Genomic DNA, 15,835 nt, shown 5'->3' on the forward strand with positions numbered 1-15,835 from the left:
TTTAATTTCTTCGGGGGTCTTATTTCGTGACCCTCATCACAAAATCAAGTATACACTAATCACGCAAAGAATTAATACCAAGCTAATTATAACTCTCAATTATCGGAATAAAGGATGTGCTTTTTTATTACCTTGAGGCATAAAAAATCACCGCTGCAGCATAAATTACTTAACGATAGTTAATAAAATCATATGGATATCTGGATTTGATTTTTTGTGCGGTGGTATGCGCTGGAGCGGTCAAGCGAAACGATAAATCGCACTAACTGTTAAAGTAAGCGTGGTGAAATGTCGGGGTGAGGGGAAGAAAAGCCGAACATTCCCCCACGGTAAAAACCGGGGGGAAAGCGATTAAAGCTCCTGTTCGAAGACTTGCAGGATCGCTTCGTACAGTTGTTTAACGGTAAAGTTGCTGGAAGGCGTAGTAAAGATGGTGTCGTCACCGGCGATGGTGCCGAGGATCCCTTCTGCTTTACCCAGAGAATCCAACAGACGTGCAATAAGCTGCGCAGCACCCGGGCTGGTGTGGATCACGACCACCGCGTCGTTATAGTCGATATCCAGCACGAGGTTTTTCAGCGGACTGGATGTGGTCGGGACGCCAAGTTCAACCGGCAGGCAGTAAACCATTTCCATTTTTGCGTTGCGTGTGCGCACCGCACCGAATTTGGTCAGCATGCGGGATACTTTGGACTGATTAATATTGTCGAAGCCTTCATCCTGCAACGCCTGAACAATTTCTCCCTGAGAACTGAATTTCTCTTCTTTAAGCAGCGCTTTGAACGCTTTAACTAATTCTTCTTGTTTTGCCGAGCTTCGCATAAGTCACCCGTATTATGGCCATGAAAACAACATCATTATGCATATTGATGAATTTTTATGCAAATAATCTGCTGAGGTAAATTCTGAAAAAAACCGTGGAAGGCGCGGAGTTTATCAAAAACTGCCATGAAGGACAGTGGCTTGTGTCCTGCGTCGCAAATAACATTTGAAAGTAAAGTAAATGTTATAAAGTTGATGTAATTTTGGTGAACAACAGAGCTATATTATAAACTCTCTGTGTTAGTTGCTTAGTTTGCCGATCTGTCGGTCGTATCCACCTACTATAAGATCTAACAGTGTGCCAGTCCGCAGAATTTTTGCAGGGTCATTGTCATAATTATCAGGGTGAATTAAGGTCGCCGCAACGGAGTAACAAAATATTTAGCTAACCATAATAAGGAGTTTAGGATGAAAGTCGCAGTCCTCGGCGCGGCCGGCGGTATCGGTCAGGCGCTAGCCCTACTACTGAAAACACAACTGCCTTCTGGTTCAGAACTCTCACTCTATGATATTGCCCCTGTCACGCCAGGGGTCGCTGTGGATCTCAGCCATATTCCGACCGATGTGAACATTCAAGGCTTTGCCGGCGAAGACGCTACCCCTGCGCTGGTCGGGGCTGATGTCGTCCTGATTTCGGCTGGCGTCGCACGTAAACCGGGTATGGATCGCTCCGATCTGTTCAACGTGAATGCGGGTATCGTCAAAAATCTGGTGGCGCAGGTGGCGAAAACCGCGCCAAAAGCCTGCATTGGCATTATCACCAACCCGGTGAACACCACCGTGGCTATTGCTGCTGAAGTACTGAAAAAAGCCGGTGTCTATGATAAGAACAAGCTGTTTGGCGTGACCACGCTGGATATCATCCGTTCTAATACCTTTGTCGCCGAGCTGAAGAACAAACAGCCAGGCACTATTGAAGTGCCGGTGATCGGTGGCCACTCTGGCGTCACCATCCTGCCGCTGCTGTCACAGATTCCGGGCGTGAGTTTTACTGAGCAGGAAGTCGCTGATCTGACCAAACGTATCCAGAACGCGGGTACAGAAGTGGTTGAAGCGAAAGCGGGTGGCGGCTCTGCAACACTTTCTATGGGCCAGGCCGCTGCGCGTTTTGGTTTGTCGCTGGTGCGCGCGCTACAAGGTGAACAAGGCGTGGTGGAATGTGCGTATGTTGAAGGTGACGGCGAGTATGCGCGTTTCTTTGCACAACCGCTGCGTCTGGGGAAAAACGGTATCGAAGAGCGTCATGCTATCGGTAAGCTCAGCGCATTTGAGCAGCAGTCGCTTGAAGGCATGCTGGAGACGCTACATAAAGACATCCAGCTTGGCGTTGACTTCGTTAACCGCTAAAAGCTGTAGCCCCGCGATGGCGGGAAGCGAAAAAAAACCGGAGCCTGTCGCTCCGGTTTTTTGTTGTCGTCAATTGGTCGACGGGTATTCCTGAATTGTGACTTTGAAGGTCAACTTCTTATCATCACGCATCACTTCCACCGGGATTTCCGAACCCGGGCGAATTTCCGCGACCTGATCCATGGTTTCGAGAGCTGAAACCGCAGGTTTACCGTTCACGGACGTAATCACATCATTCACCTGGATGCCTGCGCGCGCGGCTGGCCCATCGGTTGAGACTTCGTTAACGACAATCCCCTGAATCGGATCGATGCCACCGCCCTGCGAATGCAATGGAGCGATTTCCCGACCGCCAATACCGATATAGCCCCTGATTACCCGGCCATCGCGAATCAACTTATCCATAATCTTGGTAGCCAGCTGGAAGGGGATCGCAAAACCAATGCCTTCAGGCGTCTCACCATCATTACTTTTATCGAAGGAAAGGGTGTTGATGCCCATCAGTTCACCCAGCGAGTTAACCAATGCACCACCGGAGTTACCGTGGTTGATGGAGGCATCGGTTTGCAGGAAATTTTGCCGACCGGTAGGGTTCAGGCCGATACGACCGGTGGCGCTGATAATCCCCTGGGTAATGGTTTGCCCGAGGTTATACGGGTTGCCGATAGCCAAAACCACATCACCGATATGCGGTGTGCGTTTGGCATTGATGGGGATCACCGGCAGTCCGCCGGTGGCGTTAACCTTCAGTACCGCCAAATCGGTCAGTGAATCCGAACCGACCAGCAGCGCCTCAAACACACGACCATCCTGCAACGCGACGATGATCTGGTCTGCGTCGTTAATCACGTGTTTGTTGGTAATGATATAGCCGCGTTGATCCATGATTACGCCAGAACCGAGGGTGCGGATTTCGAGGCGGTCATGGGTGGAGCTATTCAGGCTGCGGTTATAGACATTCACCACTGCGGGCGCCGCGCGACGAACCGCCTGGTTATAACTGGCGGGTGTTTCGTCTGCGCTGTCGAATTGACGTGACATCAGAGGGTTATGCTGGCGTAACGAAGGCATGGCGGCGATGATCAGGCCACCCACGACAACACCGATTGCAACCGAGCGTAAAAGCTTCACATACATGATGGGATAGTCATTAATAAGAGGGAACGGCAGCAGCATACCATGAGTTACCCGGACATCACATGCGGCGGTGATGCCCGGGAAGGGGAAACGCTTAACGCAGCAATAAATAGATGCTGTCGTTTCCGCGGATGATATGCAACGCCATTACCGAAGGTTTCGTTTCCAGCACTTTGCGCATTTCCGCGATGGATTGCACACGATCGCGGTTCACGCCAATGATCACATCATCTTTGTGCAGACCGGCCTGCGCAGCGGCGCTGCCTTTCTCTACCTCGCCAATGGTAATGCCTTTGGTGCCGTCTTTAAGCTGGCCATCGCTTAACTCTGCACCCTGCAAGGAGGGAGAAATCAGCTCCGCGCTGGCGGAAGAGGAGGTGCTTTTATCCAGCGTCACTTCCACATCCAGCGGTTTACCATCGCGTAGAATGCCGAGTTTCACTTTTGAACCGGGTTCTGTGGTGGCAATACGTGAACGCAGCTCAGCAAAGCTGTTTAAAGACTTCCCGTTCAGGCTAACAATCACATCACCGGATTTGATTCCTGCTTTTGCAGATCCGGAATTCGGTAACACTTCGCTGACAAATGCGCCACGCTGAACGTTGAGATTAAAGGCTTTGGCGATGTCTGCGCTCATCTCCGTGCCTTTAATACCGAGCAGGCCGCGTTTTATCTCACCAAACTGAATCAGTTGCTTAGAGAGCGTTTGCGCCATATTGCTGGGAATGGCAAAGCCAATGCCTACGCTACCGCCGCCCGGTGCGAGGATCGCCGTATTAATACCGATCAGCTCACCGTTAAGATTTAGCAGTGCGCCGCCGGAGTTGCCGCGGTTGATAGAGGCGTCGGTTTGAATAAAGTTTTCCAGCCCTTCAAGATTCAGACCGCTTCGCCCAAGCGCAGAGACAATGCCGGATGTCGCCGTCTGACCCAAGCCGAACGGGTTGCCAACAGCGACAACGAAATCGCCCACGCGCAACGTATCCGAATCGGCAATAGCGATTTGCGTCAGGTTAGACGCGTTTTGCAGCTGCAGCAGAGCAATATCGCTCTGATCGTCGCTGCCAATCAGTTTGGCTTCGAACTCGCGCCCATCGTTCAGTTGCACATTGATTTTTTGCGCCTGATTGATGACGTGGTTATTGGTCAACACATAACCTTTGGCGGCATCGATAATGACGCCGGAACCCAGACCTTCAAAGGGTTGCGGTTGCTGCTGATCCGGCATCTCTTCGCCGAAATATTTCTTCAGTTCCTCAGGGATTTTCCGACCCTGTACGGCCGTGCCTTCAACCTGCACACTCACCACGGCGGGCAGAACCTTTTCCAGAACCGGCGCAAGGCTTGGTAGCGCACCCTGGCCAGGCACTTGTGATGGCATCGCCGCCATCGCCTGGAATGGTGCCGAGAGAGTTAACCCGACACTTAACGCAAACGCACTCAACAGCTGGGTTGGTTTCTTCATTGATGCTGGCTCTCGTTACCTGAAGTGAAAGGAATGACGCTCCAAAACAATTTGATGTTATTGAAATTTCAACCGCGTAACAATGAGGTGAACGACTAAATAATAGCTGCGATGCAGAAGAAGGGACGGGCGCGCGATACGCGCCCGTAAAAATAAGGAAAAGGAGCGATTATTTGCGGTTTGCGCTGCCGCGCAGCATGCCGGATGCGCCTTCTGAATAGTCGCGCGGGATCTGTACCGGCGCCTGATCGTTGCTGGCTTCGGATTCAGCCAGACGGTTACGGAACGGGTTTTCTTCCGCGGACATTTCCGGCAGCAGGCTGGAGGAGCTTTTGGCCATGTGCTGGTAAAGCTGGCGGTAGTCGTGTGCCATGTTATCCAGAAGCTCTGCGCTGCGAGCAAAGTGGCTCACCAGCTCTTCGCGGTACTCTTCCAGTTCGGCTTTGTTTTTTTCCAGTTCGTACTGCAAGGCCTGTTGTTGGCGCAATTTGCGGTTTCCGAAACGCATGCCCACGGCACCGATAATAATGCCGACAACCAACCCAATTAGCGCATATTCCCAGGTCATGAACTTCTCCCGTTGTTTTGTGATTCCGTAGGGTCCCGGCAGCAAGCTCCTGCCTGCGCCTGATAGTGCCACTATAACCGCTAATAGTGCAGAAGTGGAATCCTGCCGCAGCATCGCGTAGTGTAGAACGGCCTTTTTTTCGTCAACCCTGTGGGGGCGGATCGATTTTCAAGGAACAACAATAACACCATGCAAAGCCTTTCCCCGACATCGCGATATTTAAATGCCCTGCACGAGGGTAGTCATCAGCCGGATGATGTGCAAAAAGAAGCGGTTAATAGACTGGATATTATTTACCAGGCGTTAATCGACCGTAGCGAAACTGCCGCGCCGCAGAACAGCCGACTGCTGGCAACGTTCAGCAAATGGCTGGGCAAGCGCGATACGCGCACGCCAGCACCAATACGCGGCCTGTATATGTGGGGCGGTGTAGGGCGCGGGAAGACCTGGCTGATGGATCTGTTCTATCAAAGCCTGCCCGGAGCCCGTAAGCAGCGCCTGCATTTCCACCGTTTTATGCTTCGTGTGCACGAAGAGCTCACTTCGCTGCAAGGGCAAACAGACCCACTGGAAATTGTGGCTGATCGCTTTAAAGCCGAAACCGATGTGCTGTGTTTCGATGAATTTTTCGTGTCGGATATCACCGACGCAATGTTACTTGGCGGATTGATGAAAGCGCTGTTCGCGCGTGGGATCACGCTGGTTGCCACCTCGAATATTCCGCCAGATGAGCTGTATCGCAACGGCTTGCAGCGTTCGCGTTTCCTGCCCGCTATCGATGCAATCAAGCAGTTCTGCGACATTATGAATGTCGATGCGGGTGTGGATTATCGCCTGCGTACGTTAACGCAGGCGCATCTGTGGCTGACGCCACTTAATGATGAAACTCACCAGCAGATGGACAAACTCTGGCTGGCGCTGGCGGGTGCAAAACGCGAGCGAGCGCCGGAGCTGGAAATTAATCACCGGCCGTTGCCAACCCTGGGCGTGGAAAACCAGACGCTGGCGGTGTCGTTTGCCACGCTCTGTGTGGATGCGCGTAGTCAGCACGACTACATTGCACTCTCACGGCTGTTCCATACCGTTCTGTTATTTGATGTGCCCGTGATGACGCCGCTGATGGAAAGTGAGGCTCGGCGCTTTATTGCGCTGGTGGATGAGTTTTACGAGCGTCACGTCAAACTGGTGGTGAGCGCCGCGACGCCGCTGCATGAGATTTATCAAGGTGAACGCCTGAAGTTTGAATTTCAGCGCTGCTTATCGCGTCTGCAGGAGATGCAGAGCGAGGAGTATCTGAAACGCACACATATGCCGTAGTGAGGCGGGAAAAGACGCGACAAATCCCAATCCAAATCACAAAAAGGGGTCGATCTTTGACCCCGACTTCTCTATAATCCTGCGACCCCACGTTACAACAAGGTTTTTTTCCCGAAACACTTGTGTGCCGGCTAAACATATCCGAAGGGGTGGGTTTACTGGACAATGTCGTGTGAACCTCACTTGTATTTAAGCGTTTGGGTGTTCACCAACGTGTAACTAATTTATTTGGGTAAGCTTTTAATGAAAACTTTTACAGCTAAACCAGAAACCGTAAAACGCGACTGGTATGTTGTTGACGCGACCGGTAAAACTCTGGGCCGTCTGGCTTCCGAACTGGCTCGTCGCCTGCGCGGTAAGCATAAAGCGGAATACACTCCGCACGTTGATACTGGTGATTACATCATCGTTCTGAACGCAGAAAAAGTTGCTGTAACCGGCAACAAGCGTGAAGACAAAATGTACTACCACCACACCGGCCACATCGGTGGTATCAAAGAAGCGACCTTTGAAGAGATGATTGCCCGCCGTCCTGAGCGTGTGATTGAAATCGCGGTTAAAGGCATGTTGCCAAAAGGCCCGTTGGGTCGTGCTATGTACCGTAAACTGAAAGTTTACGCAGGCAACGAGCACAACCACGCGGCACAGCAACCGCAAGTTCTTGACATCTAATCGGGATTATAGGCAATGGCTGAAAATCAATACTACGGCACTGGTCGCCGCAAAAGCTCCGCCGCTCGCGTGTTCATCAAACCGGGCAACGGTAAAATCGTTATTAACCAGCGTTCTCTGGAACAGTACTTCGGTCGCGAAACTGCTCGCATGGTAGTTCGCCAGCCGCTGGAACTGGTTGATATGGTAGAAAAACTGGACCTGTACATCACTGTTAAAGGTGGTGGTATCTCTGGTCAGGCCGGCGCGATCCGTCACGGTATCACCCGCGCTCTGATGGAGTACGACGAGTCTCTGCGTTCCGAACTGCGTAAAGCTGGCTTCGTCACTCGTGACGCTCGTCAGGTTGAACGTAAAAAAGTCGGTCTGCGCAAAGCACGTCGTCGTCCGCAGTTCTCCAAACGTTAATTGGTTTCTGCTTCGGCAGAACGATTGGCGAAAAAACCCGGTGCAAACCGGGTTTTTTTATGGATAAAAATCATCTTATCCACAGTAATTGATTGATTATCTCTTCTTTTTCAGCATTTCCAGAATCCCCTCACCACAAAGCCCGCAAAATCTGGTAAACTATCATCCAATTTTCTGCCCAAATGGCTGGGATTGTTCATTTTTTGTTTGCTTTTTAAACGAGAGTGACAGTACGCGCGGGTGGTTAACTCAACATCTGACCGGTCGATTAGGTCCGGTAGTAGTAAATACTGAATATACCTGGAGGTTTTCATGGCTGTCGCTGCCAACAAACGTTCGGTAATGACGCTGTTTTCTGGTCCTGTGGACATCTATAGCCATCAGGTCCGTATCGTGCTGGCCGAAAAAGGTGTCAGCTTCGAAATTGAGCACGTGGAAAAGGATAATCCTCCTCAGGATCTGATTGACCTCAACCCGAATCAAAGCGTACCGACACTTGTAGATCGTGAGCTCACTCTGTGGGAATCACGCATCATTATGGAATATCTGGATGAGCGTTTCCCGCACCCGCCGTTGATGCCGGTTTATCCGGTCGCACGCGGTGAAAGCCGTCTGTACATGCACCGTATTGAGAAGGACTGGTATTCGCTGATGAATACTATCCAGAACAGCAGCGGTGCGCAGGCTGACGCAGCGCGTAAACAACTCCGTGAAGAACTGCTGGCGATTGGCCCGCTGTTCACCCAGAAACCTTACTTCCTGAATGACGAATTCAGCCTGGTGGATTGCTACCTTGCTCCGCTGCTGTGGCGTTTGCCGGTACTGGGTATCGAGCTGAGCGGCACAGGTGCTAAAGAGCTGAAAGGATATATGACGCGGGTATTTGAACGCGACTCTTTCCTCGCCTCTCTGACAGAAGCCGAGCGCGAAATGCGCCTGGGCCGGGGTTAATTGCATGGATTTGTCACAACTGTCTCCACGCCGTCCGTACTTATTACGGGCCTTTTACGAATGGCTGCTGGATAACCAGCTTACGCCGCATCTGGTTGTTGATGTGACGATGCCGGGCGTACGCGTGCCGATGGAGTATGCGCGTGACGGGCAAATCGTGTTAAACATCGCGCCGCGCGCGGTCGGAAACCTGGAGCTGGCCAATGACGAAGTGCGCTTCAGCGCTCGCTTCGGTGGTGTACCTCGCCAGGTCTCTGTGCCGCTTGCCGCTGTACTGGCGATTTATGCCCGTGAAAACGGCGCTGGCACCATGTTTGAACCAGAAGCTGCATACGACGAAGACGCCGTTAGTCTGAACGATGATGGCGAGGCTCCTGCGCAGGAAAGCGAGACGGTAATGTCGGTTATCGACGGTGATAAACCGGACCACGCAGACGATCAGGATAACAATCCTGACGATGATCCGCCGCCGCGCGGTGGGCGTCCGTCGCTGCGGGTAGTGAAATAAAACAAACAGGGCCGGTTGGCCCTGTTTTGCTATCGGTAGTTCCTGATGCTTCCCTGAAATAGACAATAAAAAAGGAGGCCGAAGCCTCCTTTTGGGCACTACATGGATATTACACTTCAAGGAAATTCATGATGCCCTCAGCCGCCTTACGGCCTTCGGCGATGGCGGTAACGACCAAATCGGAACCCCGCACGATATCACCACCGGCAAAGATTTTCGGGTTGCTGGTCTGGAAGGCATTTTCGCTACCTTCAGGTGCGATAATACGGCCCTGAGAGTCCAGCTCAACGCTGTGCTTCGCCAGCCACTCCATGCTGTGAGGACGGAAACCAAACGCCATAACAACTGCATCCGCAGGCACCACATGCTCTGAACCTGCAACGATCTCTGCACGACGACGGCCTTTCGCATCCGGTGCCCCCATCTCGGTACGCGCCATTTTCACGCCGCAGACCTTCCCGTTGGCATTAATCTCAATGCCCAGCGGCTGCACGTTAAACTGGAATTCCACACCCTCTTCGCGTGCGTTTTTCACTTCGCGTTTCGAGCCCGGCATGTTCTCTTCGTCACGCCGATAGGCGCAGATGACGTGCGTGGCACCCTGGCGAACCGAAGTGCGTACGCAGTCCATCGCGGTGTCACCCCCGCCAAGCACCACGACGCGTTTACCTTCCATGCTGACGTACGGTGCGTCCGGTGTTTCGCCATAGCCCATAAGCTGTTTGGTATTGGCGATCAGGAACGGCAATGCATCATAGACACCCTGCGCATCTTCATTCTCAAGGCCACCACGCATGGACTGGTAGGTTCCCACGCCCAGGAAGACGGAGTCATACTCTTTCAGCAGATCTTCCAACTGTACGTCACGACCGACTTCTGTATTCAGTTTGAATTCGATGCCCATGCCGGTGAAGATTTCACGACGACGCGTCATTACCTCTTTTTCCAGCTTAAATGCCGGGATCCCAAAGGTCAGAAGGCCGCCGATCTCCGGGTGACGATCAAAGACGACCGCTTTTACACCATTGCGGGTCAGCACGTCGGCACACGCCAGCCCGGCCGGACCTGCACCGATGATGGCGACACGCTTGTCGGTCTGCTTCACGCCCGTTAAATCCGGACGCCAGCCCATTTCGAAGGCTTTATCGTTGATATAGCGCTCGATATTACCGATGGTCACGGCACCAAATTCGTCATTCAGCGTACAGGAGCCTTCGCACAGGCGATCCTGCGGGCATACACGCCCGCACACCTCCGGCAGGGTGTTGGTCTGATGCGACAGCTCTGCGGCTTCGAAAATACGCCCTTCGTTAGCCAGCTTCAGCCAGTTCGGAATGTAGTTATGAACCGGGCATTTCCACTCGCAGTAAGGGTTGCCACAGGAGAGGCAGCGATCTGCCTGCGCCTTGGCCTGACCTTCAGAGAAGGGCTCATAGATCTCAACAAATTCAATTTTACGCAGTTTCAGCGGTTTTTTTGCCGGGTCAACGCGCTGTAGGTCGATAAATTGGTAAACATTCTGACTCATCTGAATTCCTTACTGCGCCTGCACGCGCAACTCAGCCGCGCTGCGACTACGGTGACCTAACAGGGCTTTCACATCGCTGGATTTCGGCTTAACCAGAGCGAATTTCGCCGCAAATGCTGGCCAGTTCGCCAGGATCTCTTCGCCGCGCTGAGAACCGGTATGCTGCACATGCTCGGTGATCAGACCGCGCAGATGCTCTTCATGGATGGCGAGGTCATCGACGCTCAACACTTCCACCAGTTCCGGGTTAACGCGTTTACGGAATTCACCGTCTTCATCCAGCACATAGCCGAAGCCGCCTGTCATACCCGCACCGAAGTTGACGCCGGTTTTACCCAGTACGCAAACAATACCGCCGGTCATGTATTCACAACCGTTATCGCCAATGCCTTCCACTACGGTGATAGCCCCCGAGTTACGCACTGCGAAACGCTCGCCCGCACGCCCTGCGGCATACAGTCGGCCACCGGTAGCGCCATAAAGACAGGTGTTACCGATAATGCTCGCTTCATGGCTGCGGAACGCCGAACCCACCGGAGGACGAATGGCCAGCAGACCGCCCGCCATACCTTTACCGACGTAGTCGTTGGCATCGCCGGTCAGGTAAAGCTCAACCCCGCCTGCGTTCCACACGCCGAAGCTCTGGCCTGCGGTGCCGCTAAAGTGGGCTTTAATCGGATCGGCCGCCAGACCCTGGTCGCCGTGCGTCTGCGCAATATAGCCAGACAACAATGCGCCAACGGAACGGTCGGTGTTGCGGATATCGAACCAGAAGGTTTTGCTCTGTTTTTCATCCACATACGGTTTCGCCTGCTGCAGCAATTGCGCATTCAGCACGCCATTATCAAACGGCGGGTTGTTTTCGGTGCAGTACAGCGCTTTACCCGGATGGGGTTCAGCGGTTTCCAGCAGTTTCGCCAGATCCAGTTTTTGTTGCTTCGCGGTGAAGCCTTCCAGCTCTTTGAGTAAGTCAGTGCGGCCAATCAGGTCGACCAGACGTTTCACACCCAGTTGCGCCATCAACTCACGGGTTTCACGTGCGATGAATTCGAAGTAGTTCGTTACTTTGAACGGCAGGCCGTGATAGTGGTTCTTACGCAGTTTATCGTCCTGCGTTGCTACGCCGGTTGCGCAGTTGTTGAGGTGACAGATACGCAGATATTTACAGCCCAGCGCCACCATCGGGCCAGTGCCGAAGCCAAAGCTTTCTGCGCCCAGGATCGCCGCTTTAATGATGTCCTGCCCGGTTTTCAGACCGCCATCCACCTGCAAACGGATCTTATGACGCAGACCGTTGGCAACCAGCGCCTGTTGGGTTTCCACCAGCCCCAGTTCCCACGGGCAACCAGCATATTTCACGGAGGAGAGCGGGCTCGCACCCGTGCCGCCATCGTAACCGGCGATAGTGATCAAGTCGGCGTATGCTTTTGCCACACCGGTCGCGATGGTGCCGACGCCTGGTTCGGAAACCAGCTTCACGGAGATCATCGCTTTCGGGTTGACCTGTTTCAGGTCAAAAATGAGCTGTGCCAAATCTTCAATCGAGTAAATATCGTGGTGCGGCGGCGGAGAAATCAGCGTGACGCCAGGCACGGAGTAGCGCAGTTTCGCGATGTACGGCGTGACTTTATCACCCGGTAACTGACCGCCTTCACCCGGTTTAGCCCCCTGAGCGACTTTGATCTGGATAACATCAGCGTTTACCAGATAAGCCGGTGTGACGCCGAAGCGACCAGAAGCAACCTGCTTAATACGCGAGACTTTGTTGGTGCCGTAACGCGCTGGATCCTCACCACCTTCACCAGAGTTTGAGAAACCGCCAAGGCTGTTCATGGCTTCAGCCAGCGCTTCGTGTGCTTCCGGACTCAATGCACCGATAGACATGGCCGCAGTATCAAAGCGTTTAAACAACTCACTCGCCGGTTCCACGTCCTTCAGATTGACCGCTTCGCCGTTTGGCGTGATGGATAACAGGTCGCGCAGCGTTGCCGCTGGACGTTCGTTCACCAGCTTCGCATATTCCTGATAGTCACTATACTCGCCGCTCTGTACTGCCTGTTGCAGCGTACGCACCACGTCCGGGTTGTAAGCGTGATATTCGCCGCCGTGAACATACTTCAGCAAACCGCCTTGCGAAAGCGGCTTACGCGCCAGCCAGGCGACTTTAGAGAGGTTCAGCAGATCCTGCTGGAAGTCGCTAAAGCCAGCGCCGCCAATACGGCTAATCACACCCTGGAAGCACAGTGCGGCGACATCGTCGTGCAGACCGACGGCTTCGAACAGTTTTGAACAGCGATAAGAGGCAATGGTCGAGATGCCCATTTTGGACATGATCTTGTACAGGCCTTTATTGATGCCGTTACGGTAGTTCAGCATCACCGTGCGGTAGTTTTTCTCGATGGCTTTATTGTCAACCAGTTTGGCCAGCGTTTCATATGCCAGATACGGGTAGATTGCCGTCGCGCCGAAGCCCAACAACACAGCGAAGTGGTGCGGGTCGCGAGCGCTGGCCGTTTCGACAATAATGTTGGCGTCACAGCGCAGGCTCTTCTCAACCAGACGTGTCTGGATGGCGCCCACTGCCATTGGCGCTGGCACCGGCAGGCGATTTTTGGCGATATTGCGATCGGAGAGCACCAGCAGCACAGTGCCGTTACGCACCATCTGTTCAGCTTTATCACACAGCGCCTTAACGGTCTCTTCCAGCGTCACTTCGGTGACGTCAAAAGTGATATCCAGCGTATCAGCGCGGTAGTGCTCCTCTTTTATCGTCGTGAGCTGTTTGAAATCGGAATAGAGCAGGATCGGCGATTTAAAGCTCAGACGGTGCGCCTGGCCTTCAGCTTCGCAGAAGACGTTCATTTCGCGGCCAATACTGGTGGCCAGCGACATCACGTGCGCTTCACGCAGCGGATCGATAGGCGGGTTGGTTACCTGCGCAAACTGCTGACGGAAGTAGTCATAAATAATGCGCGGCTGGCTGGAGAGCACGGCGAATGGTGTGTCATCACCCATTGATCCGACTGCTTCCTGGCCATTTTCACCCAGTACGCGGATAACGGAGTCCAGTTCTTCAAAACTGTAGTTAAACTGTTTCTGATAGCTGGCCAGCAGGTCATCATCCATTTCACGAGTGCCGACTTCTTCATCCGGCAGATCTTCAAATGGCACAAGACGGCGGACGTTTTTCTCCATCCACTCTTTGTACGGGTGGCGGCTTTTCAGATCGTCATCGGTTTCTGCCGAGTGCAGGATGCGCCCGCCGCGGGTATCGATAACCATCAACTCGCCTGGACCAACGCGGCCTTTTTCCACCACTTCGTCCGGCTGGTAATCCCAGATGCCCACTTCAGAAGCACAGGTGATCAGCTTGTCTTTGGTGATGACATAGCGCGCCGGACGCAGACCATTACGGTCGAGGTTACAGGCGGCGAAACGACCGTCGGACATCACAATGCCCGCCGGGCCGTCCCACGGTTCCATATGCATGGAGTTAAAGTCGAAGAAGCTGCGCAGGTCCGGATCCATATCCGGGTTGTTTTGCCATGCTGGCGGTACCAGCAGACGCATCGCGCGCACGATATCCATCCCACCTGCCAGAAGCAGTTCGAGCATATTATCCATCGAACTGGAGTCTGAGCCGGTTTCGTTGACGAACGGCGCGGCATCATGGAGATCCGGAATCAGCGGCGTTTGGAATTTATAGGTACGCGCACGCGCCCACTGGCGGTTACCGGTGATGGTGTTAATTTCACCGTTGTGCGCCAGGTAGCGGAACGGCTGCGCCAGCGGCCAGCGCGGTACGGTATTGGTGGAGAAGCGCTGGTGGAAGAGGCAAATGGCCGATTCCAGACGCAGGTCCGCCAGGTCCAGGTAGAAGCGCGGCAGGTCAGCCGGCATACACAGACCTTTATAGATGTTCACCAGGTTCGAAAGGCTACAAACGTAGAACTCTTTATCTTCCTGCAGGCGTTTTTCAATACGGCGACGGGCGATAAACAGACGACGCTCCATATCGCGCGGACGCCAGCCTGCCGGGGCGTTAACAAAAATTTGCTCAATACGAGGCAGCGAGGAGAGGGCAATTTCACCGAGCACCCCGTCGTTCGTCGGCACATCGCGCCAGCCAACAATGGATAAGGTCTCACGTTGAAGCTCTTCTTCAACAACACGGCGCGATGCGCTGGCCTTTTCCGGATCCTGGTTCAGGAATAGCATGCCCACGGCGTAATTTTTGGCTAAACGCCAGCCGCGCTCTTCCGCCACAATCCGGAAGAAACGATCGGGTTTTTGCAGCAACAGGCCGCAACCATCACCGGTCTTACCGTCGGCGAGAATAGCGCCACGGTGCTGCATTCTGGCCAGTGCGTGAATAGCGGTGCGCACTACCTTGTGGCTAGGTTCGCCTTCTATGTGGGCGATCAGGCCGAAACCACAGTTATCCCTCTCAAGGGATTTATCGTACAACATATCAGTGAACCTCCCCAGGCTCTACGGGAGCCCCTCCTGAACGATGCGCACAGGCGTAAAAAGAGCATGGCGACGGGGCATTTGCCTCGCATGTCGCCCTCTTTTAATTTCCTTTTCGCATCGATACACAAGTGTTGAGGACTTGCTTAAGAGGGAATCTCAATTACTGCATAAATATGATGAGCAGACTGCTCATCCAGAAAGCTTCCAGCGGATTTCCAAGTTATCGGGAATCCGTACACAGGTCAAATGCCGAGCTTATTTATACAAAAAAGTGCTAAACATGAATTAACTTTTTGATAAATAAGTTAATTTAACTATTTTTACATTGAGTAAACGGCAGACTAAGCGGCAGCAGAGTGTGATCTGACTCACTATACAAAAGCGCCCTTTATGACGTTCTGTTCTGATTGTTGAATTAATGGCAGATTTTTATTCTGCATCAGGGGCTGGACCCGCATAAAGTCACTGTTTTTCACCGGTGTTCGTATTTCTGCAAAATAATGCAGGAACATAAGGAAAAGTAATTGCTTGTAGCGTGAATGAAATTGCGATTATATTGACTGTTTATGCAATAGATAAAGGCCTTCCCGGGCGATTGATCCAGGTCATCGCCGACGAAAGCTAAAAGTGGCAGGCTAC

At 52.9% G+C, this 15,835-nt stretch carries 12 protein-coding genes; 6 read left to right on the plus strand and 6 right to left on the minus strand.

Features of this window, described 5'->3' with window-relative positions:
• Nucleotides 1-351 precede the first annotated feature (351 nt).
• A complete protein-coding gene (argR, locus tag O9K67_RS02725; RefSeq protein WP_061492976.1) occupies nt 352-822 on the minus strand; it encodes a transcriptional regulator ArgR in 471 nt (156 codons plus the stop codon).
• A 408-nt stretch (nt 823-1,230) separates the two neighbouring features.
• Between argR and mdh the strand changes: the two genes are divergently transcribed.
• Nucleotides 1,231-2,169: a malate dehydrogenase gene (mdh, locus tag O9K67_RS02730; protein WP_061492977.1), complete on the plus strand. Its 939-nt coding sequence runs from the start codon at nt 1,231-1,233 to the stop codon at nt 2,167-2,169.
• A gap of 69 nt (nt 2,170-2,238) precedes the next feature.
• On the opposite strand, the gene degS is transcribed toward mdh, so the two are convergent.
• The 3 genes from degS to zapG form a co-directional block, all read right to left on the minus strand.
• Nucleotides 2,239-3,306, minus strand: a complete 1,068-nt coding sequence (gene degS / locus O9K67_RS02735) for an outer membrane-stress sensor serine endopeptidase DegS (RefSeq protein WP_061499737.1) — start codon at nt 3,304-3,306, stop codon at nt 2,239-2,241.
• 94 nt (nt 3,307-3,400) lie between these two features.
• Nucleotides 3,401-4,771 (minus strand): serine endoprotease DegQ, encoded by a 1,371-nt coding sequence (degQ, locus tag O9K67_RS02740; protein ID WP_061492978.1) that lies wholly within the window; start codon nt 4,769-4,771, stop codon nt 3,401-3,403.
• 169 nt (nt 4,772-4,940) lie between these two features.
• A complete protein-coding gene (zapG, locus tag O9K67_RS02745) occupies nt 4,941-5,339 on the minus strand; it encodes a Z-ring associated protein ZapG (protein WP_061492979.1) in 399 nt (132 codons plus the stop codon).
• A gap of 189 nt (nt 5,340-5,528) precedes the next feature.
• Between zapG and zapE the strand changes: the two genes are divergently transcribed.
• The 5 genes from zapE to sspB all read left to right on the plus strand — a co-directional run bounded on the left by zapE (nt 5,529) and on the right by sspB (nt 9,195).
• Nucleotides 5,529-6,656, plus strand: coding sequence for a cell division protein ZapE (gene zapE, locus O9K67_RS02750; RefSeq protein WP_061492980.1), 1,128 nt, complete (start codon nt 5,529-5,531; stop codon nt 6,654-6,656).
• Nucleotides 6,657-6,899: 243 nt separating this feature from the next.
• On the plus strand, nt 6,900-7,328 hold the full coding sequence (gene rplM, locus O9K67_RS02755) for a 50S ribosomal protein L13 (protein ID WP_004868222.1): 429 nt from the start codon (nt 6,900-6,902) through the stop codon (nt 7,326-7,328).
• 15 nt (nt 7,329-7,343) lie between these two features.
• The gene (rpsI, locus tag O9K67_RS02760; protein ID WP_000829818.1) at nt 7,344-7,736 is read left to right on the plus strand and encodes a 30S ribosomal protein S9; all 393 of its coding nucleotides are present in this window, start codon (nt 7,344-7,346) and stop codon (nt 7,734-7,736) included.
• A 312-nt stretch (nt 7,737-8,048) separates the two neighbouring features.
• Nucleotides 8,049-8,687: a stringent starvation protein SspA gene (gene sspA, locus O9K67_RS02765; RefSeq protein WP_045512693.1), complete on the plus strand. Its 639-nt coding sequence runs from the start codon at nt 8,049-8,051 to the stop codon at nt 8,685-8,687.
• A gap of 4 nt (nt 8,688-8,691) precedes the next feature.
• Nucleotides 8,692-9,195: a ClpXP protease specificity-enhancing factor gene (gene sspB / locus O9K67_RS02770; protein ID WP_061492981.1), complete on the plus strand. Its 504-nt coding sequence runs from the start codon at nt 8,692-8,694 to the stop codon at nt 9,193-9,195.
• Between the two features lie 109 nt (nt 9,196-9,304).
• On the opposite strand, the gene O9K67_RS02775 is transcribed toward sspB, so the two are convergent.
• Together O9K67_RS02775 and gltB are read right to left on the minus strand one after the other, a co-directional pair.
• The gene (locus tag O9K67_RS02775; RefSeq protein ID WP_061492982.1) at nt 9,305-10,723 is read right to left on the minus strand and encodes a glutamate synthase small subunit; all 1,419 of its coding nucleotides are present in this window, start codon (nt 10,721-10,723) and stop codon (nt 9,305-9,307) included.
• Nucleotides 10,724-10,732: 9 nt separating this feature from the next.
• Nucleotides 10,733-15,193, minus strand: coding sequence for a glutamate synthase large subunit (gene gltB / locus O9K67_RS02780; RefSeq protein ID WP_061492983.1), 4,461 nt, complete (start codon nt 15,191-15,193; stop codon nt 10,733-10,735).
• Nucleotides 15,194-15,835 lie beyond the last annotated feature (642 nt).

The organism is Kosakonia oryzendophytica, assembly GCF_027886705.1.
Lineage (GTDB): Bacteria > Pseudomonadota > Gammaproteobacteria > Enterobacterales > Enterobacteriaceae > Kosakonia > Kosakonia oryzendophytica.